The sequence below is a fragment of the Amycolatopsis stemonae genome, from assembly GCF_054781455.1.
Genome location: NZ_BAAGUJ010000002.1, coordinates 350,644 through 371,044 on the forward strand (window position 1 = coordinate 350,644; position 20,401 = coordinate 371,044).

21 protein-coding genes and 1 tRNA gene are annotated in these 20,401 nt (G+C 70.8%); 12 read left to right on the top strand and 10 right to left on the bottom strand.

From position 1 onward, the window contains the following. Nucleotides 1-18: 18 nt before the first annotated feature. Nucleotides 19-1,122: a tyrosine-type recombinase/integrase gene (locus ACYVLJ_RS07785; protein WP_460438192.1), complete on the top strand. Its 1,104-nt coding sequence runs from the start codon at nucleotides 19-21 to the stop codon at nucleotides 1,120-1,122. A 214-nt stretch (nucleotides 1,123-1,336) separates the two neighbouring features. On the opposite strand, the gene ACYVLJ_RS07790 is transcribed toward ACYVLJ_RS07785, so the two are convergent. Continuing rightward, nucleotides 1,337-1,409 (bottom strand) — tRNA-Lys (locus tag ACYVLJ_RS07790). 113 nt (nucleotides 1,410-1,522) lie between these two features. On the opposite strand from ACYVLJ_RS07790, the gene ACYVLJ_RS07795 reads away from it, so the two are divergent. Continuing rightward, the gene (locus ACYVLJ_RS07795; protein ID WP_460438193.1) at nucleotides 1,523-2,059 is read left to right on the top strand and encodes an ATP-binding protein; all 537 of its coding nucleotides are present in this window, start codon (nucleotides 1,523-1,525) and stop codon (nucleotides 2,057-2,059) included. A gap of 78 nt (nucleotides 2,060-2,137) precedes the next feature. Continuing rightward, the gene (locus ACYVLJ_RS07800; protein WP_460438194.1) at nucleotides 2,138-2,680 is read left to right on the top strand and encodes a DinB family protein; all 543 of its coding nucleotides are present in this window, start codon (nucleotides 2,138-2,140) and stop codon (nucleotides 2,678-2,680) included. Nucleotides 2,681-2,684: 4 nt separating this feature from the next. Here the strand turns inward: ACYVLJ_RS07800 and ACYVLJ_RS07805 are convergent, their stop codons facing one another. Next, on the bottom strand, nucleotides 2,685-3,326 hold the full coding sequence (locus ACYVLJ_RS07805) for a TMEM175 family protein (RefSeq protein ID WP_460438195.1): 642 nt from the start codon (nucleotides 3,324-3,326) through the stop codon (nucleotides 2,685-2,687). Between the two features lie 68 nt (nucleotides 3,327-3,394). On the opposite strand from ACYVLJ_RS07805, the gene ACYVLJ_RS07810 reads away from it, so the two are divergent. Then, the gene (locus ACYVLJ_RS07810) at nucleotides 3,395-4,981 is read left to right on the top strand and encodes a class-II fumarase/aspartase family protein (RefSeq protein ID WP_460438196.1); all 1,587 of its coding nucleotides are present in this window, start codon (nucleotides 3,395-3,397) and stop codon (nucleotides 4,979-4,981) included. Between the two features lie 135 nt (nucleotides 4,982-5,116). After that, nucleotides 5,117-6,103 carry an SCO0930 family lipoprotein gene (locus ACYVLJ_RS07815; RefSeq protein WP_460438197.1) on the top strand — a complete coding sequence of 329 codons (987 nt, stop codon included), beginning with the start codon at nucleotides 5,117-5,119 and terminating at the stop codon, nucleotides 6,101-6,103. Nucleotides 6,104-6,118: 15 nt separating this feature from the next. On the opposite strand, the gene ACYVLJ_RS07820 is transcribed toward ACYVLJ_RS07815, so the two are convergent. The 3 genes from ACYVLJ_RS07820 to ACYVLJ_RS07830 all read right to left on the bottom strand — a co-directional run bounded on the left by ACYVLJ_RS07820 (nucleotide 6,119) and on the right by ACYVLJ_RS07830 (nucleotide 9,383). Then, the gene (locus ACYVLJ_RS07820) at nucleotides 6,119-6,754 is read right to left on the bottom strand and encodes a DUF4383 domain-containing protein (RefSeq protein ID WP_460438198.1); all 636 of its coding nucleotides are present in this window, start codon (nucleotides 6,752-6,754) and stop codon (nucleotides 6,119-6,121) included. A 311-nt stretch (nucleotides 6,755-7,065) separates the two neighbouring features. Then, nucleotides 7,066-8,274, bottom strand: coding sequence for an alpha/beta hydrolase (locus ACYVLJ_RS07825; RefSeq protein WP_451971723.1), 1,209 nt, complete (start codon nucleotides 8,272-8,274; stop codon nucleotides 7,066-7,068). 146 nt (nucleotides 8,275-8,420) lie between these two features. Further along, nucleotides 8,421-9,383 carry an alpha/beta hydrolase gene (locus ACYVLJ_RS07830; RefSeq protein ID WP_451971720.1) on the bottom strand — a complete coding sequence of 321 codons (963 nt, stop codon included), beginning with the start codon at nucleotides 9,381-9,383 and terminating at the stop codon, nucleotides 8,421-8,423. 150 nt (nucleotides 9,384-9,533) lie between these two features. Between ACYVLJ_RS07830 and ACYVLJ_RS07835 the strand changes: the two genes are divergently transcribed. Beyond that, nucleotides 9,534-9,983, top strand: a complete 450-nt coding sequence (locus ACYVLJ_RS07835; RefSeq protein WP_451971717.1) for a MarR family winged helix-turn-helix transcriptional regulator — start codon at nucleotides 9,534-9,536, stop codon at nucleotides 9,981-9,983. After that, nucleotides 9,980-10,822 carry a class I SAM-dependent methyltransferase gene (locus ACYVLJ_RS07840; protein WP_460438199.1) on the top strand — a complete coding sequence of 281 codons (843 nt, stop codon included), beginning with the start codon at nucleotides 9,980-9,982 and terminating at the stop codon, nucleotides 10,820-10,822. The genes ACYVLJ_RS07835 and ACYVLJ_RS07840 overlap by 4 nt, the downstream gene beginning before the upstream one ends. A gap of 28 nt (nucleotides 10,823-10,850) precedes the next feature. Here ACYVLJ_RS07840 and ACYVLJ_RS07845 read toward each other — a convergent pair whose 3' ends face one another. Beyond that, on the bottom strand, nucleotides 10,851-11,789 hold the full coding sequence (locus tag ACYVLJ_RS07845) for a patatin-like phospholipase family protein (RefSeq protein WP_451971712.1): 939 nt from the start codon (nucleotides 11,787-11,789) through the stop codon (nucleotides 10,851-10,853). Between the two features lie 103 nt (nucleotides 11,790-11,892). On the opposite strand from ACYVLJ_RS07845, the gene ACYVLJ_RS07850 reads away from it, so the two are divergent. The 3 genes from ACYVLJ_RS07850 to ACYVLJ_RS07860 are packed head-to-tail and all read left to right on the top strand — an operon-like array spanning nucleotide 11,893 to nucleotide 15,451. Then, nucleotides 11,893-12,435 (top strand): PadR family transcriptional regulator, encoded by a 543-nt coding sequence (locus ACYVLJ_RS07850; protein ID WP_451971709.1) that lies wholly within the window; start codon nucleotides 11,893-11,895, stop codon nucleotides 12,433-12,435. Beyond that, entirely contained in the window at nucleotides 12,435-14,447 is a 2,013-nt protein-coding gene (locus tag ACYVLJ_RS07855; protein ID WP_460438200.1) for an FAD-dependent oxidoreductase, read from the top strand. Before ACYVLJ_RS07850 ends, ACYVLJ_RS07855 begins: the two co-directional genes overlap by 1 nt. A gap of 26 nt (nucleotides 14,448-14,473) precedes the next feature. Beyond that, nucleotides 14,474-15,451, top strand: a complete 978-nt coding sequence (locus ACYVLJ_RS07860; RefSeq protein WP_451971705.1) for a prephenate dehydrogenase — start codon at nucleotides 14,474-14,476, stop codon at nucleotides 15,449-15,451. Here the strand turns inward: ACYVLJ_RS07860 and ACYVLJ_RS07865 are convergent, their stop codons facing one another. Both ACYVLJ_RS07865 and ACYVLJ_RS07870 read right to left on the bottom strand, forming a co-directional pair. After that, on the bottom strand, nucleotides 15,452-15,661 hold the full coding sequence (locus ACYVLJ_RS07865; protein WP_451971702.1) for an antitoxin: 210 nt from the start codon (nucleotides 15,659-15,661) through the stop codon (nucleotides 15,452-15,454). Between the two features lie 24 nt (nucleotides 15,662-15,685). Beyond that, nucleotides 15,686-17,653: an FUSC family protein gene (locus ACYVLJ_RS07870; RefSeq protein WP_460438201.1), complete on the bottom strand. Its 1,968-nt coding sequence runs from the start codon at nucleotides 17,651-17,653 to the stop codon at nucleotides 15,686-15,688. Nucleotides 17,654-17,721: 68 nt separating this feature from the next. Between ACYVLJ_RS07870 and ACYVLJ_RS07875 the strand changes: the two genes are divergently transcribed. After that, nucleotides 17,722-18,159, top strand: coding sequence for an SRPBCC family protein (locus ACYVLJ_RS07875; RefSeq protein ID WP_451971696.1), 438 nt, complete (start codon nucleotides 17,722-17,724; stop codon nucleotides 18,157-18,159). 120 nt (nucleotides 18,160-18,279) lie between these two features. Continuing rightward, a complete protein-coding gene (locus tag ACYVLJ_RS07880; protein WP_460438619.1) occupies nucleotides 18,280-19,026 on the top strand; it encodes a polysaccharide deacetylase family protein in 747 nt (248 codons plus the stop codon). Here ACYVLJ_RS07880 and ACYVLJ_RS07885 read toward each other — a convergent pair. Further along, on the bottom strand, nucleotides 19,023-19,496 hold the full coding sequence (locus ACYVLJ_RS07885) for a carboxypeptidase regulatory-like domain-containing protein (protein ID WP_451971693.1): 474 nt from the start codon (nucleotides 19,494-19,496) through the stop codon (nucleotides 19,023-19,025). The two genes, ACYVLJ_RS07880 and ACYVLJ_RS07885, sit on opposite strands and share 4 nt — an antisense overlap. Beyond that, a complete protein-coding gene (locus ACYVLJ_RS07890; RefSeq protein ID WP_086863115.1) occupies nucleotides 19,493-20,098 on the bottom strand; it encodes an RNA polymerase sigma factor in 606 nt (201 codons plus the stop codon). Before ACYVLJ_RS07890 ends, ACYVLJ_RS07885 begins: the two co-directional genes overlap by 4 nt. Nucleotides 20,099-20,401 lie beyond the last annotated feature (303 nt).

Consider the following 20,401-nt stretch of genomic DNA (forward strand, 5'->3'; position numbering starts at 1 on the left):
ACCGAACCGGCGCCGGCGATGATCACCACTGCGCAGTGGTTGCAGCTGTGGCTGGACACCCGGCTGGGCCCAGGCAAGTCGACACTGCGCGGCTACCGCCAGCACATCCACGGCTACCTCATCCCCTACCTCGGCGGACACCTGCTCAAGGAGCTGACCAACGCTCACGTCCAGGCGATGTTCACCGCGATCATCCGCACCCACGGCGCCGCGGGCAGACCGGTCACCGCGGGGACGTTGCAGCGCATCCACGCCACCGTGCGCGCCGCCCTCAACGCAGCCGTACGACGCGGGCTGATCGACCGCAACCCCGCACGCTACGTCGAACTCCCCCGCGGACGACGACCGCACGCCGTCGTCTGGACACCACCCCGCATCGCGCAATGGCGCGCCACGGGAGAACGCCCCCGAGTCGCCGTCTGGACCGCCGCACAGACCGCCACCTTCCTGCACGCGATCCGCGACCACCGGCTCTACCTGCTCTTCCGCCTCGTCGCTTTGCTCGGGCTGCGCCGCGGCGAGGTCATCGGGCTCCAATGGAGCGACGTCGATCTCGACGCCGGCTACCTGACCATCTCTCACCAGATCCGCCAGTTCGGCGCTACCATCGAAGTCGGCAAGCCCAAGAGCGAGGCCAGCAACCGCGTCATCGCCGTCGACCACATCACCCTCACCCTCTTGCGCCGCCACCACAACGCCTGCCGTGACCCGCTGTTCGGCGTCCCGGTCGGCTACCTGTTCCTCAACGGGCTCGGTCGGCCGATCCGGCCCGACGCGCTGACCAGCCTCTTCCGCGTACTGAACACCCGCTCCGGGCTACCTCCGATCCGGCTGCACGACCTGCGCCACGGCGCCGCCAGCCTCTCCCTCGCCGCCGGCAACGACCTCAAAACCGTCCAAGACATGCTCGGCCACGCCAGCATCGTCCTCACCGCCGACACCTACACCAGCGTCCTGCCCAGCCTGGCCCGCCAGTCCGCCGAAGCCACCGCTCGCCTCGTCCTCGACGCCGCCCGCACCACCGCCACCCGCCTCCGCACTCCACGCCGACGGCACCGCGCGGCTACCCGCCGACCCGTGACCGCCGGCAGACGAACCAGCCACGCCACCATCGCCGCCTGAAAACCACGGAACCGAAGGACCTATCGAGCCGATCAGAAAGGGCAAGACCAATTGCGGTGAAGGGCGCCCTCAACCGTTCCACCTTGACATGCCGTCGCATATTCGCTGGTCAGGGCACCGAGAGAGCCCACAGCGAGCCCACCCAAGATCACATCAGGGCTCGCAAGATCAGCAGATGCGAACATCCCGCAGGTCAGCGAGGATGTCGATCGAGTGGGCCGCCTGGGGCTCGAACCCAGAACCTACGGATTAAAAGTCCGCAGCTCTACCAATTGAGCTAACGGCCCGCGCCCCAAGTTTAGCCAGGGGGGCGTCGCCCGCCTGCACACCGGGGGTCCGGGTGAGGTCGGGGGCAAGGTCAAGACTGGTTCTCGGGGCCGGTGCCGCCCATGATGCGTGCATGGCTGGCTCACTGCTGATCCTCACCGGGCCGCCCGGTGCCGGGAAGTCCACCGTCGCGCGGCTGGTCGCCGAGGGTGCGCCGCGGCCGGCCGTGCACCTGCACACCGACAGCTTCTACGTCTCGATCCGGACCGGGTTCGTGGCGCCTTACCTGCCCGAGGCCGCGCGGCAGAACGACGTCGTGCTCGGGGTGATCGCCGAGGCCGCGTGCGGCTATGCCCGCGGTGGCTACGACGTCGTCATCGACGGTGTTGTCGGGCCGTGGGCGCTGCCGCCGTTCCGTCACGCCGCGAAGCGCGACGGCCTGGACCTCTTCTACGTCGTCCTGCGCCCCAGTCTTGAGGTCACGCTCGCCCGTGGGACCGCTCGCGAAGCCCCCGAACTCACCGACGTCGAGCCGCTCACCGGGATGCACGGCGCGTTCACCGGATTGGGTGAGCTCGAACGGAACGTCCTCGACACCACGGAGCAGAGTATCGAGGAAACTGCTTGTGCCGTAAGGGATCGAGGTCGCACCGAGGCCTTCGCTCTCTGACGCTCATCTGTGGAGGCCAGCTGGCACCGGGAGCGCGACGGACTCAAAACTGTCGTACCCCCGTGGCACGCTCCGCACATGACCGAACACAGCACCCCGGTGGCCGTCCCGGCCCGCCTCACCGGCGACCGGACCGACCCGACGCAAGTGGCCGACGAGCGCCAAGCGCTCACCGAGAGCCTCGACTACTACCGACGCACCTTCGAGCTGAAATGCGAAGGTCTGGACCTGGCGCGCCTGTCCGAGCGCTCGGTACCACCGTCGACACTGACCCTGCACGGTCTCCTGCGGCACCTCACCGGCGTCGAGCGCTGGTGGTTCCGGATCCAGTTCGCGGGCGAGGACGTGCCTCACCTCTACTACTCCGACGACGATCCGGACCAGGACTTCACGGCCCTGGACGACGACGTCGGCGAGGCGTTTTCCCTGTGGCACGCCGAATGTGCGCGGTCCCGGGAGATCGTCGCGGCGAGTTCGCTGGAGCAGACGGGAACGCGCATCAGCACCGGAACGCCGTTCACGTTGCGCTGGCTGATGCTGCGCATGATCGGCGAGTACGCGCGCCACATCGGCCAGGCCGACCTGATCCGCGAACGGATCGACGGCGCCACCGGCGAATGACGGCTCAGGCTCGCGCCGCCCGGCGGCGCAGCCGGAAGAGGAGGTTGCCCACGACCGGGATGACGATCCAGCACGCGTAGGCCCACTGCGTCACGAACGCGACCGGGATCGAGGCGGCGAAGGCGACGACCATCGTGCCGACCCCGCGGTAGAACTCGCCGAAGAGCTCCGGCGGGGTGTCCGCGCGGTAGAGGCGGTGGCGCTGGATCTGCCGGACCATCACGAGGAACAGGACGAGCGCGACGACCTGCACGAGCGCGTACAGGACGAAGCGGAACTCGAACCCGCCGTCCTCCGCGATCACCTTCGTGGCGAAGGGCATCAGCACCATCATCAGCAGCCAGCCGAAGGTGAGGTGCAGGAGCCCGCCGCCGACCGTGGTGACGTGGTGGAACAGGCGGTGGTGGGCGCGCCAGTGCCCGCCGATGACGACGAAGCTGATCAGGAAGGAGATGTATTCGGACTGATGGGTGCCGAGTGAGCGCAGCAGTTCGGCGCTGGTCGCGCCCTCCGGCAGCGGCAGCTCGAGCGCGAGCAGGGTGATCGCGATGGCGACGACGGCGTCCGAGAAGAAGGTGAGCCGCTCGGCGGCCATCCCCCGGACCTCGGAGCGGACGGTGTCTTCGTCGGACGTGACGCTGCTCATGGCGGATGAGCGTGCCAGACCCGGCTGTGTGACGGCTGCCGAGCCCGGGCGCGTGCGATGCTGGCGCCATGACCGTCGACCCCGATTCCGGACTTCTGTCCCCGGTCCGGGCCGGTACGCCGGCCGAAGCGTCGACCGGCGACGAGGCCTGGCTGCGCGCCATGCTGGACGCCGAGGCGGCGCTCGCCAGAGCGCAGGCGCGGTTCGGGACGGTGCCGTCCGAGGCCGCGGAGGCGATCACGCGGGCCGTGGGCAGTGCTCGGATCGACGTCGTCGAGCTGGCGCGCGGGTCGCGGGCGACCGCGAACCCGGTCGTCGGACTGGTCAAGGCGCTGACGTCGGCCGTCGGCGCGGACGCGCCCGAAGCTGCCGAGTACGTGCACCGCGGCTCGACGAGCCAGGACATCTTCGACACGGCGATGATGCTGGTCGCCGACCGGACGCTCCGGCTGCTCGTGGCCGACCTCGACGCGACGGCCGAGGCGCTCGCCGGGCTGGCGCGCGAGCACCGGGACACGACGATGGCCGGCCGGACGCTGACGGCGCACGCGGTGCCGACGACGTTCGGGCTGAAGGCCGCGGGCTGGCGGCAGCTGGTGCTGGACGCGGCCGTCCGGGTCCGGCGCGTGCTCGACGGCGGCCTGCCGGTCTCACTGGGCGGCGCGGCGGGGACGCTGGCGGCGTACCTGGAGTACGCCCGCCTGGCCGAGGGCACGGCGGAGGGCATGGCAGAGGGGCAAGCGGGACGGGGTGGGGAGGGGGGCGGGTGCGGGGGCCCGGAAGGCGGCCCCGACCCGGAAGGCGGCCCCGGCCCGGAAGGCGGCCCCGGCCCGGCGACGTCGCCGGGCAGCTCACGGGCGGGCCAGGCCGACCCGGCGTCGGCCGGCTCGGCGGGCGTCGACGACACCTATGCCGAACGGCTCGTCGCCGCGTTCGCCGAGGAGACCGGGCTAGCTGCGCCGGTGCTGCCGTGGCATTCGGTGCGGACGCCGGTCGTCGACCTCGTGGGGGCGCTTGCCTTCACCGCGGGTGCGCTGGGGAAGCTGGCCGTCGACGTCGAGACGCTCACGCGGACCGAGCTCGGCGAGGTCTCCGAACCCACCGCCGGCGGGCGGGGTGGCTCGTCGGCGATGCCGCACAAGCGGAACCCGGTGCTCGCGACGCTGATCCGTTCGGCGGCGCTGCAGGTGCCGGTGCTGGCCGCGGGTGTCACGCAGTCGATGCTGACCGAGGACGAACGCTCGGCCGGTGTCTGGCACGCCGAGTGGCAGCTCGTCCGCGAGTGCCTCCGGCTGACGGGCGGTGCCGCGCACACCGCCGTCGAGCTGGCGCGTGGGCTCACCGTGCAGCCGGCGCGGATGCGGGCGAACGTGGCGTCGACGCACGGGCTGATCGTGTCCGAACGGCTGTCCGCCGTGCTCGCTCCCCTGCTCGGCAAGGCGAAGGCCAAGGAACTGCTGGGCGAGGCGTCGCGGCGGGCCGTGGCCGAGGACCGGCCGTTGCGGGAGGTGCTCGACGAGCTGCCCGCGATCACCGAGGTCCTCACCCCGGCGGCGCTGGACGGCCTCCTCGACCCGGCCACCTACACCGGCGCGGCGGGCACGCTGGTCGACCGCGCGCTCGGCGAGCCGACGCGCGGCGACGCCGGGGACTGAGCCGGCGCACCGGGCTCGACCTGGGGTGATCCGCGGCGGAAAAACTTTGAACCGCCTCCCGCGGGGGTCCGTGTAGTGGGTATCAGCAGCCGCACCGAGCGGCGGGAAACCCCAACGGACACAAGGAGAACTTCCATGCTTCGCACGCGCATCGCCGTCTCCGTCGCCGCTGCGGCAGCCGGGCTGGCAGTGCTCACCGCTTGCTCGGGTGCCGAAACTGCTCAGCCGGTCATCGCCCCCGCGGCTGCCGGTGGCACCGGTGGTGGCCAGATCGCCAACGGGCAGGTCGGCAACGCCGCCCCCGCGTCGAACGAGTCGAAACTCGTCGTCGCGGACGTGGCGAACGTCGGGCAGGTGATCACCGACCAGAACGGCATGACCCTCTACCGGTTCGACAAGGACACAGCCAAGCCGCCGAAGTCCAATTGCGACGGTGACTGCGCCAAGGCCTGGCCACCGGTGCTCGCCACCGGCGACGTCCAGGTGCAGGGGGTCGACAAGAACATCGTCGGGAAGGTGACGCGCTCCGACGGGACCGAGCAGATCACCGTCGGCGGGTGGGCGCTCTACCGCTACGCCAAGGACACCAAGCCCGGCGAGGCGACCGGCCAGGGGGTCGGCGGTGCCTGGTACGCGGCCAACGCCAAGGGCGGCAAGGCCGGGCAGGCCGGCGCCGAAGCGGGTGTCGTCAAGCTGAGCGCCAGCAACATCGACGGCCTCGGCGAGGCGATCGTCGACCAGAACGGCATGACGCTCTACCTCTTCACGAAGGACACCAAGAAGGCCAAGACGTCCTCCTGCAACGGCGACTGCGCCAAGACCTGGCCGCCGGTGCTCTCCAACGGCAAGGTCGAGCTGCAGGGCATCGACTCGAAGCTGCTCGGCAGCATCAAGCGCACGGACGGCACCGAGCAGGTCACCATCGGCGGCTGGCCGGTCTACACCTTCTCGAAGGACCTGAAGCCGGGCGACGCGAACGGCATGGGCGTCAACGGCACCTGGTTCGTCATCGAGCCCAACGGCTGCAAGGTCGGCACCACTCCCAGCTCCACCGCCAACCAGGCTCCGGCTAACAGTGGCGCTGGGAGCAGCAACTCCGGCGCCGGTGGCACCACCTACTGAGCCACCACGAACTTCCTAGTGGGCGAGGCCCGGCGGACGCTCTTCGCGAGCGACCTCCGGGCCTCGTTCCGCGTCACGACGCAGGAACGGGCGACGGCGACGCGGCTCTTCGGCCGGGATGACGTCGGTGCGCTCGGCGTCCGCGACGCGGTCCGTGCGCTCCTCGGCGACCGTCGGCTCGTCGACGACCTCGTCCTCGGGGACGAGGATGGTGCGGCGGGCCGGCAGCACGGCGATCAGCAGGCCGAGCGCGGCGACGCCGAGGTGCAGCCAGGTGTCGGCGCGGCCGAGGTCCATCGGGTTGCCGTAGTTGGCGAACGGGTTGCTCGAGATGAGGCCGTCGATCATCAGGCCCCACACGAACAGCGCGCCGTAGAAGATGAACAGCAGCCAGCCGAACGCCCGGGCGCGGCCCGAGCCGAACGCCAGCAGCAGGCCGACGACGCCGGTCACGACGCGGACCAGGCTCATGAGCGGGTTCCCGGAGAACCGCCAGAACCCGGCGTCGTGGTGGCCGGCGAAGTTCCCGATGCCGGTCCTGGTGAACCCGATGATGCCGACGACGAGGAACGCGATCCCGGCCAACCCGGCCAGCACCTGCGCCGGCTGCAGGCCGCGAACCCGGATGCGTGCGCCATTCGCGTGAGTCATGACTCCAGTCCTTCCCAGCGGGTGGTGACGATCGTCACCGCACACAGGTACCCCGCGGACACAGTCCGCGAAACGACGGCGCTTGCCCGCCGGGCCCCGCGGCGTTGCGTGGTCGGGGGCCGGTTCGAGAGCCGTTCACAAATTCGCCCGTTCCGGGGTACGGAGGCAATCCGGGTCATGCGCAAGCTGAGGCGCGTCTCCCTGGGTGCGCGTGGCCGTCACGATCGGTCACGGCGTGACCCGCTGGTGACAACGATGTCGGATTCTCCGCGTGCCCAGGGCGACGTCAGCGCGGTGAGGTGACCGCTTCGCTACTGGTCCGTGTCGGCCAAGGCTCCGTGGGCGCCGGACTTCGGCAACGGCCACGGCAGCACCCCGCCGGTGGTCTCGATCTGGCGGCCCGCCGCGACCGGGGCCGAGGTGTGGGCGCCTATCCAGGTCAGGACGTCCGGGATCTGGGACTTGAACGTATTCATGTTGTGCCCGGCGTCCGGGATGCGCCACGACGAAAACTGCACCGGCGGGCGGGCGGCCAGGCGGATCTGGTCGATGGCGAAGCTTTCGTAGTTCTCCTTGTCGCCCGAGACGGCCAGGATGTCCAGCGGGGCGGGGTGGAGGCGGACGTTCAGCCGGACGTTGTTGGCGTCGTTGATGTCCTGGCGGCCGTGGAACAGGTCCTCCGTCTCGCCGTCCACCTGGGCCTTGTCGTAGCCGCTGACGCTGACCGCCTGGCCGTACCACTGGGGGTGGCGGGTCACCAGGTTCATCGCGCAGTAGCCGCCCGAGGACCAGCCCGCGACCGTCCACGCGCGGCGGCTCGAGGAGACGCCCAGCTTCTGCAGCGCCCAGTCGCGCAGGTCCGCGGTCAGGTACGTGTCGTTGGCCGTTCCGTTGACCTCGTCGACGCATTCCGTGTCGTGGCCGACCTTCGGGACACCCGTCGGGTCCGGGACGATCACCACCGTCGGGGGCAGGACCTTCTTCGCGATCGCCGCGTCGAGCTGTTGCGGCATGCCGTAGCCGCTGGTGAAGACCTCGGGGCCGGACGGGTAGTTCGGGATCCACTCGATCGCCGGGAACCGGAGTTCCTTGTACGCCGCGTCGAAGTACTGCGGGGGCAGGTAGACCGCGAGGTCGCGGGTCATCTTGGTGCGCCGGCCCGTCACCTTCATGTGGACGACCGTGCCCTTGCCTTCGCGGGCGTGCGCGATGCCCGTGTCGCGCAGCTTCTCGAGGTCTTCGCCGTTCTGCGCCGCCTCCGCGTCGGTGCCCTGGCCGGAGTAGACGCCGGTGCCGAGCAGCGAGCCGAGCGTCGGGAAGAAACCGCCGATCATGTTGCCCGCCATGCCGGTGGTCACGACCAGGAGGACGACCGCGAGCAGGATCGTGGCGCTGCGCCACAACCGCTTGCGCTTCCAGCGGTCCCAGAAGAACGGCACCGCGATGATCGCGAGCAGCGTCAGCACGATCACGATGATCATGTTGACCGGCGAGTCCAGCCTGATGCTGCTCAGGTGCATGGGTTCGGTCCTTCCGGGCGGCGGGAAATGCGCGCCCGGATCGATCGGGAGTCGCGTATATATCACGTTTGAGCAGGTGGCCACGTTGCGGCCCTGTGAGTTGCGTCATAGGGCCGCAACGGGTCACCGGCTCAGCGTTTTCTCAGTTATTTCCCCAAAGCGCGGGTCAGCACGGTGATGGCCTGGGTGATCGCCGCCTCAGCGGCGTGGGTCTCGCGGAGCGCGTTCACCATCACGAAGTCGTGGATGATCCCCTGGTACCGGACGGCCGTGACGGGCACGCCGGCCTGACGCAGCTTCGCCGCGTAGGCCTCGCCTTCGTCGCGGAGCACGTCCGCCTCGCCGGTGATCACGAGGGCCGGCGGGAGCCCGGCGAGCTCGTCGAGCGACGCGCGCAGCGGCGACGCCGTGATCTCGGCGCGCTGGGCCTCGTCCGTCGTGTACTGGTCCCAGAACCACTTCATGCCTTCGCGGCCGAGGAAGTAGCCCTCGGCGAACTTCAGGTACGACTCGGTGTCGAAGTTCGCGTCGGTCACCGGGTAGAAGAGCACCTGCTGCTTGAAGGTGACGTCGCCGCGCTGCTTGGCCAGGATGGTCAGCGCCGCGGTCATGTTCCCGCCGACGGAGTCGCCCGCGATCGCGATGCGCGAGGTGTCCAGGCCGTGCGAGGCTCCTTCCGAAGCAACCCACTTCGCGACGGCGTAGCTCTGCTCGATCGCGACCGGGTAGCGCGCCTCGGGCGAGCGGTCGTACTCGGGGAAGACGACGGCCGCGCCGACGCCGGCCGCCAGTTCGCGCACCAGCCGCTCGTGGGTGTGGAAGTCGCCGAACACCCAGCCGGCGCCGTGGATGTAGAGGATCACCGGGAGGGGGCCTTCGACGCCGGCCGGGCGGACGATGCGGGTCTCGACCTCGCCGGTCGGGCCGCCGGGGACCGTCAGCACCTCGATGTCGGCGGCGGCCATGGCGACTTCGCCGTCCTGCACGCCGTCGACGGCCTTGCGGCCTTCCTCGGGCGGCAGCTGGAACAGGTACGGCGGCTGGTCCGTGGCCTCGGCGAACGCCTGCGCGGCCGGCTCCAGGGCGAGGTTGTGCGGGTTGGCGGTCATGTCGTCCTCCTCGGTTCGAGCTGATGCCAACAACGTAGCTCTCAACTGAGTTGTGCACAACTGAATGACGTCCAATGAGATGCAGGGCACTTAAGTTGCCGCGCCCCGTCATCTCGGGGATCATGGAGAGTTACGAGAGAGGAGGGCGCCATGGCATCGCTGCGGCTGGACGACCAGCTCTGCTTCGGGCTGTACTCGGCGTCGCGCGCCGTGACGTCGCTGTACCGGGTCGTCCTCGACGACCTCGACCTGACCTACCCGCAGTACCTGGTCATGCTGGCTCTCTGGGAGCGGGACCACCGCCTGGTGAAGGAACTCGGTGCCGAGCTGAACCTCGACTCGGGCACGCTTTCGCCGCTGCTCAAGCGGCTGCAGACCGCGGGACTGGTGGTCCGGAACCGGCAGGCCGACGACGAGCGCTCGGTCCGCGTCAGCCTGAGCGACGCCGGGAAGGCCCTGCGCGAGAAGGCGGAGGGCATCCCGGACGTGATCGGGACGGCGATGAGCCTCGACGACGCGGGGGTGGCCCGGCTGCGCGCCGAACTGGATCGCCTGACAGAGTCGGTGAACGCCTACCGGGAGGCACTGGCACCGGCATGATCAACCACGACGACGCGCTCAAGGCCGTCGAGAGCAGTCTCGACCGGCCGTCCGCCGCGCGGATCTACGACTACTTCATCGGCGGCACCACGCACTACGCGATCGACCGCGACTTCGCCGAGAAGGTCCGCGCCCGGCTGCCGCTGATGGGCGACTACTGCCTGACGAGCCGGCAGTTCCTCGGCCGCGCGATCCGCCAGTGCGTGCGCGAAGGCATCCGGCAGTTCGTGGACATCGGGTCCGGGCTGCCGACCGCGGGCAACGTGCACGAGGTCGCCGACGAAGAGCGCGAAGAACTCGACACGCGCGTGCTCTACATCGACAACGAACCGATCGCGCTCGCGCATTCGACGCTGCTGCTCGCCGACACCGCCGATCCCGAGCGCCACCACGCGATCGCCGGGGACTTCTTCGAGCCGGAAGAGCTGTGGGACCGGGTGACCGCGTCCGGGATCATCGACGCGGGCGAGCCGATCGCCCTGGTGATCAACGCCGTCATGCACTTCATCAAGGACGAGCAGAACCCCGACGAGCTGCTGGAGTTCTACCGCGACCGGCTGCCGTCCGGCTCGTTGCTGGTGCTGTCGCAGATGACCAACGAGAACCCGGTCAACGAAGACGAGCGGCAGGCCCTGATCGACCTGCTCGAGTACTACGAGACCACGACGAACCCCGGGTTCCTGCGGCCGATGGCCGAGTTCGAGCGGTTCTTCGGCGGCTGGCCGATGCTCGAACCCGGGCTCGTGTACGCGCCCGCGTGGCACCCGGACGAGCGGACGGTGTTCGCCGCCGCGCCGTCGGAGTCCCGCGTGATCGGCGGGGTCGCGCGCAAGCCCTGATCACCCGGGTCGACTGGCCTGGCTGCGGTCAGGAAGCCTCGCGCAGCCCGTCCAGGACGTCCAGGACCGCGCTCTTGCCGAGGTCGACGGCCTTGCGCAGGACGTCCGGGTCGCGTTCGAGCACCTGGACGTCCGGGGAGCCCACGGGCGGGCGGACGCTGAGGATGCGCGGGTCGGACGCCAGGGTGCGTTCGTCCTCGACGTCGCGGCGGTAGGTGTCGCGCCAGGCCGGGATCGCGCCGGGTGCCTGGCGGCGCAGGAAGCGCGGGACGACGACGTCGTACGCCCGCGGTGGCGGCAGGGGCAGTTCGTCGGCGCGGCGGGTGCGCAGGACGAGGACGTCGGTCGCGCCTTGGGCCAGCGCCGTGCGGTACGGGATCGGTTCGGCGACGCCCGCGTCGACGAACCGGCGGCCGGCCATCGGGATCGGCGGCCCGGCCAGCACCGGCATGCACGACGACGCGGCGAGCGCGACCTTGATCGCGTCGACGTCGTCGAGAAAGGGGTGCAGGTCGGTCGACTCCCCCGTGTCCGCGTCGGTGGCGAGCGGGTGGAACGTGACCGGGTTGGCCAGGATCGCCGGGAAGTCCATCGGCTCCAGCACCGAATACACCTGGTGGACGAGGTATTCGAGGTCGATGACGGCGCGGCCGCGCAGGGTGTGCAGCGGGTTGATGATGCGGCGCATGACGACCGGGTTCCACCAGGTGCGGACGCCGGTGGACGAGCGGCCGCAGAGCAGCCAGGCGCCGTTCAGCGCGCCGGCCGACGAGCCGTAGACGGCGTCGAACGCGGGCGTGACGCCCAGTTCGTCCAGGGCCAGGACCATGCCGCTCGAGTAAGTGCCGCGGCTGCTGCCGCCTTCGATGGCGAGCGCCAAGCGCCTGCCGTCGGTGCGTTCTCCCGGGACACTGCCCGCCGCCAACCGTTCGGAGATCAGTTCGAGTACCGGGTGCACCCTTTCCATCCTGGTCGTTTCGCGCGTCCAGTCGACCCGATTTATCCCCCTAGGGGGGTGAAGTGATGCGCGCCTCGTTGCACTGCAACTCGTTGCATAGGACCCTCGGACCATGGCACTGGAGCACGCGATCCTCGTCTCGCTGTCCGAGCGCGCCGGCTCGGGCTACGAGCTGACGCGCCGGTTCGAGAAGTCGATCGGGCTCTTCTGGAGCGCCTCCCACCAGCAGATCTACCGCGTGCTGAAGCGGATGGAAGAGGCCGGCTGGGTGGCCGTCGACGTCGTCGCGCAGTCGGGACGGCCGGACAAGAAGGTCTACACGGTCAGCGACACCGGACGCGCCGAGCTGGTCCGCTGGCTCGCCGAGCCGGACCCGTCGGCCGGGCCGGTCGAACTCGCCGTGAAGATCCGCGGCGCCACCTTCGGCGACCCCGGCGCGGTCGCCGCGGAGATCGTCCGGCACCGGGCCGCGCACGCCGAACGCCTCGACGTCTACCGCCAGATCGAAAAGCGCGACTTCCCCGCGCCCGCGCACCTTCACGGCCAGCACCTGCACCAGTACCTGGTCCTGCGCGGCGGCATCCGCGTCGAAGAGGGCCAGGTCGAGTGGTTCGACGAAGTCCTCGCCGCCCTCCACCACCCCAAGGACGCCTGATGACCCCGTACCCGAACTTGCTGTCGCCGCTCGACCTCGGCTTCACGACGCTGCGCAACCGCGTGCTCATGGGCTCGATGCACACCGGCCTGGAGGACAAGGCCGCGCACTTCCCCGAGCTGGCCGAGTACTACGCCGAACGCGCTCGCGGCGGCGTCGGCCTGATCGTCACCGGCGGCTTCGCGCCGAACAAGACCGGGTGGCTGCTGCCGCTCGCGTCCAAGCTGACGACATCGGCCGAAGCGAAGCAGCACCGGCAGCTCACCGCGCCGGTGCACGAGGCCGGCGGCAAGATCGCGCTGCAGGTCCTGCACGCGGGCCGGTACGCCTACCACCCGCTGAGCGTGTCCGCGTCGAGCATCAAGGCGCCGATCAACCCGTTCCGGCCGCGCGCGCTGACCGGTCACAGCGTCCGCAAGCAGATCGACGCCTTCGCGAACTGTGCCGCTCTCGCGCGCGAAGCGGGCTACGACGGCGTCGAGATCATGGGCTCCGAGGGCTACCTGATCAACCAGTTCCTGGCCGAGCGCACCAACAAGCGCACCGACGCCTGGGGTGGCACGCCGGAGAAGCGCCGCCGGTTCGCCGTCGAGATCGTCAAGCGCACCAGGGAAAAGGTCGGCGACGACTTCATCATCGTCTACCGGCTCTCCATGCTCGACCTCGTGCCGGGCGGGCAGCGCTGGGAGGACGTCGTCGCGCTCGCGAAGGAGGTCGAAGCCGCCGGAGCGACGATCATCAACACCGGCATCGGCTGGCACGAGGCCCGGGTGCCGACGATCGTCACGTCGGTGCCGCGCGGGGCGTTCACCTGGGTGACCGGGAAGCTCAAGCCGCACGTGGGCATCCCGGTCGTCACCTCGAACCGGATCAACATGCCGCAGGTCGCCGAGGAAGCCTTGAGCAGCGGCGACGCCGACCTCGTGTCCATGGCGCGGCCGTTCCTCGCCGACCCCGAGTGGATCCGCAAGGCCGAGACCGGCCGCGAGGACGAGATCAACACCTGCATCGCCTGCAACCAGGCCTGCCTCGACCACGCCTTCAAGCGCAAGCTCGTGTCCTGCATGGTGAATCCGCGCGCGGGCCACGAAACCAAGCTGACGCTCGCGCCGACGCGGCGGTCGAAGCACGTCGCCGTCGTCGGCGCCGGTCCCGCCGGGCTGTCGGCCGCGACCGCGCTGGCCGAACGCGGGCACAGCGTCGAGCTGTTCGAAGCCGACGACGAGATCGGCGGCCAGTTCGGCATCGCGCGGAAGATCCCCGGCAAGGAGGAGTTCGCCGAGACGATCCGCTACTACCAGCGTCGCCTCGAAGTCACCGGCGTGAAGCTGCACCTGGGGAAGCGTGTGAAGGCCGCGGACCTGACCGGCTTCGACGAGGTCGTCGTGGCGACCGGCGTCGCGCCGCGCGTGCCGTCGCTACCGGGGATCGACCACCCCAAGGTGCTGTCCTACGTCGACGTCGTGCGGCACGGGAAGCCGGTCGGCGAGCGGGTCGCGGTGATCGGCGCCGGCGGCATCGGCGTCGACGTCTCCGAGTTCCTCACGCACACCGGCTCGCCCGCGCTCGACCTCGACGCGTGGATGGCGGAATGGGGTGTCACCGACCCGGAACAGGCGGCGGGCGGGCTCGCGACGCCGAAGCCCGAGCCGTCGCCGCGGCAGGTGTACCTGCTGCAGCGCAAGAAGACCGGGATCGGTTCCGGGCTCGGCAAGACGTCCGGCTGGGTGCACCGCGCCGCGCTCAAGGCGAAACGCGTCGAGCAGATCCCGGGCGTCACGTACGAGCGGATCGACGACGACGGCCTGCACCTCACCGTGGACGGCGCGCCGCGGCTGCTGGAGGTCGACACGATCGTCGTCTGCGCCGGTCAGGAGCCCGTGCGGGACCTCGCCGACGAACTGCGCGCTGCCGGGACGCCGGTGCACCTCATCGGCGGTGCCGACGTCGCCGCGGAACTCGACGCGAAACGCGCGATCGACCAGGGAACGAGGCTCGCCGCATCGCTGTAGCCCGGGAAGTGTCCGGCACTGGCAGGATGGGTGCCGTGCGAGACGTATGCGTGATCGGGCTCGGGCTGATCGGCGGTTCGCTGCTGCGCGCGGCGGCCTCGACCGGCCGCACTGCGTGGGGTGCCGCGGTTTCCGAGGTGGACGCGGACGCGGCGAGCAGAGCGGGGTTCGACGTCACGACCGACGTCGAGGCCGCGCTGCACCGGGCCGCCGCCGAGGACGCGATGGTCGTGCTGGCCGTGCCGCTCCCGGCGGTCGAGGACGTGCTGCGCCTGGTCGCCCAGCACGCGTCGCACTGCCTGCTCACCGACGTCACCAGCGTGAAGGCGCCGGTCCTGGACGCCGTGCGCCGTCGCGTGCCCTACACGCGCTTCGTCGGCGGGCACCCGATGGCCGGGACGTCGAACTCCGGCTGGCTGGCCGGGGACGCCGCGTTGTTCCAGGGCGCGGCCTGGGTCGTCGCGGTCGAGGAGGACACCGACCTCGAGACCTGGGCCGAGGTCGCGAGGCTGGTGCTGGACCTCGGGGCGCACGTCGTCCCGCTGCCGGCCGAGTCGCACGACGAAGCCGTCGCCCGGATTTCGCACCTGCCGCACCTGTTCGCGGCGATCCTGGCCACGATCGGCGCCGAGGGCGGGCCGCTGGCGATGTCGCTGGCCGCCGGCTCCTACCGCGACGGCACGCGTGTCGCGGGGTCGAGCCCGCACCTCGTCCGCGCGATGACCGAAGGCAACCGGGACGCGCTGCTGCCGATCGTCGACGAGGCCCTCGGCCGGCTCGGCGCCGCCCGGGGTTCGCTCGCGTCGACCGGCGGGCTCGCGGCCACGATCAACGCGGGCTACGAGGGCGCGCAGGCGCTGGCCGCCAGCCTGGACGTCGAGCGCGCGGGCGTCCGGATCAGCCTTTCGGCGCCGGACGCCCGGCAGGGCCTCATCGCGCTCGGCGAACGCGGTGGCCGGATCACCGGCCTCTCGGACGGGATCGCGACCGGCGAAGTGCAGTAGCTACTGGGCCGGGGGCGTGTCCGGCTTGTCGTCGAACTTGTCGAGGAAGCTCTTGGCCTTCTCGATGCCGCTGTCGATTTGCTCGTCGTGGCCGGCGAACTTCGACTTGGCGAAGTCACCGGCCTTGTCGAGGCCTTCCTCGATCTTGTCGCCGTGCTCACGCAGGGCCTCTTCGGCCTTGCCCTTCAACGCATCGAAGTCGATTCCCATGACGGCAATTGAACAGCACGGACGTCACGTGCGCCTGTGGTAGGGCAGGAACCGCCTGACCAGCCGGAGGGGGGTGCGTTCCACCAGGTCGGGGCCGCGGACGGCGTCGAACGCCGACTCCAGCTGGTCGACCACCCCGGACAGCTGCGGGCTGTCGGGCAGCGGCACCGACCGCGGCTCGCGCTGCTCGCGGATCGCCGACGCCAGCTCGTCGAGGGCCGCGGTGAGCAGCTCGACGTCGCCGGGGTCCGGCGGTGCCACGCCCCGCCCGATGGTCACGCCGACCTCGGTGACGGCGTCCGCGACGCGTTCCTGCGCGGCGATGACCGGCCACCACGCCACCGCCTGGCGGCCGTTCGCGGACGGCTCGACGACCACCTGCTGGAACGCCGTCCGCAGGTCGGCCAGCGCCCGGTAGGCACCGCGGCGCGCCCGCGACCGCGCGAGCCGCGCGTCCCCTTCGGACGCCTGGACCAGCGCGGACGAGACGTACCTCGCGACCGCGTCCAGGCCGTCGGCCAGCCGCCCGCCGACCTGGGGACGGCGGCTGCCCGGCCAGAGCAGGTACCCGAAGACGAGCACGATCACGCAGCCCAGGACGGTGTCGACCAGCCGCGCCACCACGACGTTCCAGCTGCCGGTGTGCGCCAGGTCCATCTGCAGGATGATCAACGGCGTCACGAACGCGCTGAGGATGCCGTAGTTGCGCACCTTCCCGACCGCGACCCCGCCGGCGAAGATCGCGATCAGCGCGACGAGCAGCCAGCCGTGCCCGTCGACGCCGAGGATGATCGCGCCCACCCCGACCCCGACGACCGTGCCGATCCCGCGCAGCACCGCGCGGCCGAACACCGAGCCGAAGTCGGGCTTGAGCACGATTCCGACGGTCAGGGTGATCCAGTAGGACCGCTCGAACGGCACCAGCAGGCCGACGACCTCGGCGATCGCGACGCACAGGGTCAAGCGCAGCGCGGCGATCCAGGTCAGCGGGCCGGAGGCGAGCGAGCCGGCCCAGGTCCGCAGGCGCCGGTGCCACGGCGTCGGCTCGCGGCGCTTCCGGTCGTCGCCCTTGCCGATCCGGACCAGGCCCGCGTACAGCGCGGCGAGCACCGGGTCGCTTTCGTCTTCGGGTGCCGGCGGCGGTTCCGGCAGCGGCTGGCTGGCCAGCACCGTCGCGGACAACGCGACGAAGTGGTCGATGACCTCCGGCGGCGTGCGGCGCCCGGCGTTGACCATCGCGACCGACGCCTCGACCGCGGGCGTCGTCGCGGAGAGCAGGTTGAGCAGCTGGCGGTAGGCGGCGTCGCGGCCGGACAGCCACGAACGCGCGGTCAGCAGCTGGTCGTAGGCGGTGTTCATGGCCGTGGTCAGCCGGTGGCGGGCCACCCGCGAGACGGCTTCGTCGGTCGCCGAGAGCATCGCGGCCAGCTCGACGTAGACGTGCGCGACGGCGGTGCGTTCGGGGCTGGTCGCCCGGAACGTCCAGCTGACCAGCGCCACCAGGAGGCTCCAGACGGCACCGAGGCAGAAGTAGCCGAGCAGGATCTCGACGCGGACGCCGGTCGCGTGCTGGCCGGTGCCGAGGACGGCGAACACGAACATCTGCAGCCCGGCGACCGAGGCGTTGCTGCCCGCCGCGCTGATCAGCGCGGACACCGCGGCGACCAGGATCACCGCGGGCACGGACAGCGCGGGCGTGCCGCCGGTGACGAGCCCGACGACGTAGCCGGCCGTCGCCGCGAGGGTCGCGCCGCCCAGGCGCCGCGCGCGGTAGCGGTAGGGCCCGGCCGACTCGGACAGCACGGCGGGCAGGGCGCCGGTCGAGACGAGCGCGCCGACGGCGATGTCGCCCGCCGCGTACCCCACCGCGAGCGGCACGGCCAGGGCGATGACCGCGCGGGCGACCATGTTCCAGGGCACCGGGACCGGCTTGCTGCGCAGGAGCTGGGTCAGCCAGTGCGGCGCGGCGAGGTCGGGACGCGGCGTGCTCACGCCCCCATCTTGACCTACGCTGCCCGAGACGATTAATTATCAACCTGTCAACAACGTGGGAGGTTCCGGTGGGCCGCAAGTACTCCTTCGAGGTCAACCGCACGAGCAGTGCGCCACCGGAGGCGTTGTTCGAGCGCGAAGCCGACGGGCCGCGCTGGGCGGAGTGGGGAAAGCCACTCATCGTGCAGGCCCGCTGGAAGCGTCCGGGACCCGGCGTCGGCGCCGTCCGCGAGGTCGGCCTCTGGCCGGTGCTGATCCGCGAGGAGACGGTCGAGTACGAGCCCGGCCGCAAGCACGTCTACACGTTCTTCGGCGCCAACCCGATCAAGGACTACCGCGCCGAGGTGCTCCTGACGCCCACCGCCGACGGCGGCACGCACCTGCGCTGGACCGGGTCGTTCACCGAGCCGGTCAAGGGCAGCGGCCCGATCCTCGCAGCCGGACTCGAACGGGTGATCAAGCTCTTCTCCGGCAAGCTGGTCAAGGCGGCGGAAACAGGACGCTGACCTGGGTGGTCCCGGCCACATAAGATCAGGCGACGCAACTTCACCCCACCCTCCGACGTCACTCGTTCGGGTAGTCTTTACTACGCGAAAGGGGGACGCGGGATGAAGCGCGTCGCAGCCGTGGTCGTCGCCGCGGCATTGGCACTGACCGCCTGTTCGACGAGCGGGCCGACCCCAAGGGGTTCCGGCACCAGCGAGCCCAACCCGGCCCCGGGCGGCGGCCCCGGGGGCACGGCGCCGGCGCCGTACCCGTTCGGCACGGTCCAGCAGAAGGCACCCGCGGTGGCGAACGGCGAGGTCCCGGTCGTCAAGCGGATCGCGACCGACAAGCCGTACGTCTTCCTGACCATGGACGACGGCGCGGTGAAGGACCCCGACGCGCTGAAGCTGATGCAGCAGAACGGGACGCACCCGGTGCTGTTCCTGAACGAGAAGTACGTGAAGGGCCACGAGGCCTACTTCAAGCAGATCCTCGACGCCACCGGCGCGACGCTCGGCGACCACACGGTCGACCACCCGAACCTCAAGGGCAAGCCGTTCGAGTTCCAGCGCAAGGAGATCTGCGACGACGCCGACGACTTCCAGAAGAGCCTCGGCGTGCGGCCGTCGCTGTTCCGGCCGCCGTTCGGCATCTACGACCAGAACACCCAGCGCGCGGCGGCCGCGTGCGGCATGCGCGTCGCGGTGCTGTGGACGGCCGCGGTCAACGACGGGCACGTCCAGTTCCAGGCCGGCGACAAGCTCAAGCCCGGTGACATCGTGCTGATGCACTTCCGGAAGACCTTCAAAGAGGACTACACGGCGTTCGTCGAGCAGGCCAAGAAGGACGGGCTGACTCCCGTCCCCCTGGCCGACTTCCTGGGTTAAAGCACGACGGTCGGCGTCACGACCGTCCGGCGGCACGAGACGTCGCCGAGGTGCACGAGGATCTGCGTCGTCCCGCGCGGCACGTTGTCCAGCACGAACCGGCCGCCTTCGTCGGCGGTCGTGGACGACGTGCCGTGCTCGGCGACCCGGACCTCGACGCCGTACTGCCCCGCCGGCACCAGCCAGCCGTCGATGCGGTGCAGCTTGCCCATCTTGGTCAGGTTGATCATCACGGTCAGGTCGCTGACGGTGAAGGTGATCGTCCCGGTGCCGCCGCCGCGCACGCCGGCGAGGGTGTCCAGCCGCTCCCAGCGCGCGACCTCGACGTCGAGGTCTTCGAGCGCGAGCGCGAACTGGACCCGCTGCACCAGGTCGTCCGGTGGCGGGTCCAGTTCGTCGAGGAAGCGGCCGACGTCGGCCAGGATCAGTTCGTCGGAAAAGGCCTCGCCCGGCGTTCCGAGGTCGTTCATCGGCTTCCCCCTTCACTGGCGAGGAGATCGCGCATCTGGTCGAGGCAGCGCCCCCTGGTCGGTCCGACGCTGCCGCGTGGCATGCGCAGCGCCTCGGCGACGAGCTGGTACTCCGCCCGGCCCGCGAGCACGGTCAGCCGGAGCAGTTCCTGACAGCGGTGGGGCAGCCGGACGAAGGCGCGCCAGACCCGGCGGTCGCGGTCGGCGCGGACGGCTTCGTCTTCGGGTGCCGGTTGGGTGCTCGGCATGGCTTCGGCGACTTCGTCGCTCAGCGGCACGGGCTGGATGCGGCGGCCGAACGGGTGGGTGGCCTCGCGCCGGGTCGTCGTGATGAGCCAGGCGGCGAGGGCCTTGGGGTCGCGGAGCTTGCCGAGCTGGCTGAAGAGGGCGAGCCACACGGTCTGGACGACGTCCTCGGCGACCGAACGGTCGAGGCCGTTGGCCCGGGCGACGTGCCAGACGAGCGGGGTCAGCTCGGCGACGAGGCGGTCCATCGCCCGGCGGTCACCGTCCCGGGCGGCCTGCATGCACGCGGCGTGCAGCTCGGCGCCGGTCAAGCCCTCCCAAGGCGGGTCAACCTCTGTGGTTTGCACGTCGGTCACGGTATCTGCCCCTCTTCGGAAAAGTCTTCGAGTCGGCATCGGCAGTATCGCGGGTCCTTCGGGGGGAAGGAGCGTGCAGGTGGATCTCGGATACATCAGTCAACTTACTTGGTCGGTCGCGCTTCCGGTCAATGACGACTGGGGGAGGCACCGGCCGACGCGGGCGGGTGAACCCGCGCCGACCGATACTCCCCTCCCTCAAGGGCCCGCTCCCCAACGGGCCCCGCCGGATGTCCCCTCCCCCGAAAGGCACCCGGCCGACGGTGTCCGGTAGCCCCCTCGGCTCCCGGTCACCGCGCATTT

Excerpts from the sequence above, each read along its gene's own strand:
- ACYVLJ_RS07785 (WP_460438192.1), top strand. The coding sequence starts at position 19 with ATGATCACCACTGCGCAGTGGTTGCAGCTGTGGCTGGACACCCGGCTG.
- ACYVLJ_RS07795 (WP_460438193.1), top strand. The coding sequence starts at position 1,523 with ATGGCTGGCTCACTGCTGATCCTCACCGGGCCGCCCGGTGCCGGGAAG.
- ACYVLJ_RS07800 (WP_460438194.1), top strand. The coding sequence starts at position 2,138 with ATGACCGAACACAGCACCCCGGTGGCCGTCCCGGCCCGCCTCACCGGC.
- ACYVLJ_RS07805 (WP_460438195.1), bottom strand. The coding sequence starts at position 3,326 with ATGAGCAGCGTCACGTCCGACGAAGACACCGTCCGCTCCGAGGTCCGG.
- ACYVLJ_RS07810 (WP_460438196.1), top strand. The coding sequence starts at position 3,395 with ATGACCGTCGACCCCGATTCCGGACTTCTGTCCCCGGTCCGGGCCGGT.
- ACYVLJ_RS07815 (WP_460438197.1), top strand. The coding sequence starts at position 5,117 with ATGCTTCGCACGCGCATCGCCGTCTCCGTCGCCGCTGCGGCAGCCGGG.
- ACYVLJ_RS07820 (WP_460438198.1), bottom strand. The coding sequence starts at position 6,754 with ATGACTCACGCGAATGGCGCACGCATCCGGGTTCGCGGCCTGCAGCCG.
- ACYVLJ_RS07825 (WP_451971723.1), bottom strand. The coding sequence starts at position 8,274 with ATGCACCTGAGCAGCATCAGGCTGGACTCGCCGGTCAACATGATCATC.
- ACYVLJ_RS07830 (WP_451971720.1), bottom strand. The coding sequence starts at position 9,383 with ATGACCGCCAACCCGCACAACCTCGCCCTGGAGCCGGCCGCGCAGGCG.
- ACYVLJ_RS07835 (WP_451971717.1), top strand. The coding sequence starts at position 9,534 with ATGGCATCGCTGCGGCTGGACGACCAGCTCTGCTTCGGGCTGTACTCG.
- ACYVLJ_RS07840 (WP_460438199.1), top strand. The coding sequence starts at position 9,980 with ATGATCAACCACGACGACGCGCTCAAGGCCGTCGAGAGCAGTCTCGAC.
- ACYVLJ_RS07845 (WP_451971712.1), bottom strand. The coding sequence starts at position 11,789 with ATGGAAAGGGTGCACCCGGTACTCGAACTGATCTCCGAACGGTTGGCG.
- ACYVLJ_RS07850 (WP_451971709.1), top strand. The coding sequence starts at position 11,893 with ATGGCACTGGAGCACGCGATCCTCGTCTCGCTGTCCGAGCGCGCCGGC.
- ACYVLJ_RS07855 (WP_460438200.1), top strand. The coding sequence starts at position 12,435 with ATGACCCCGTACCCGAACTTGCTGTCGCCGCTCGACCTCGGCTTCACG.
- ACYVLJ_RS07860 (WP_451971705.1), top strand. The coding sequence starts at position 14,474 with ATGGGTGCCGTGCGAGACGTATGCGTGATCGGGCTCGGGCTGATCGGC.
- ACYVLJ_RS07865 (WP_451971702.1), bottom strand. The coding sequence starts at position 15,661 with ATGGGAATCGACTTCGATGCGTTGAAGGGCAAGGCCGAAGAGGCCCTG.
- ACYVLJ_RS07885 (WP_451971693.1), bottom strand. The coding sequence starts at position 19,496 with ATGAACGACCTCGGAACGCCGGGCGAGGCCTTTTCCGACGAACTGATC.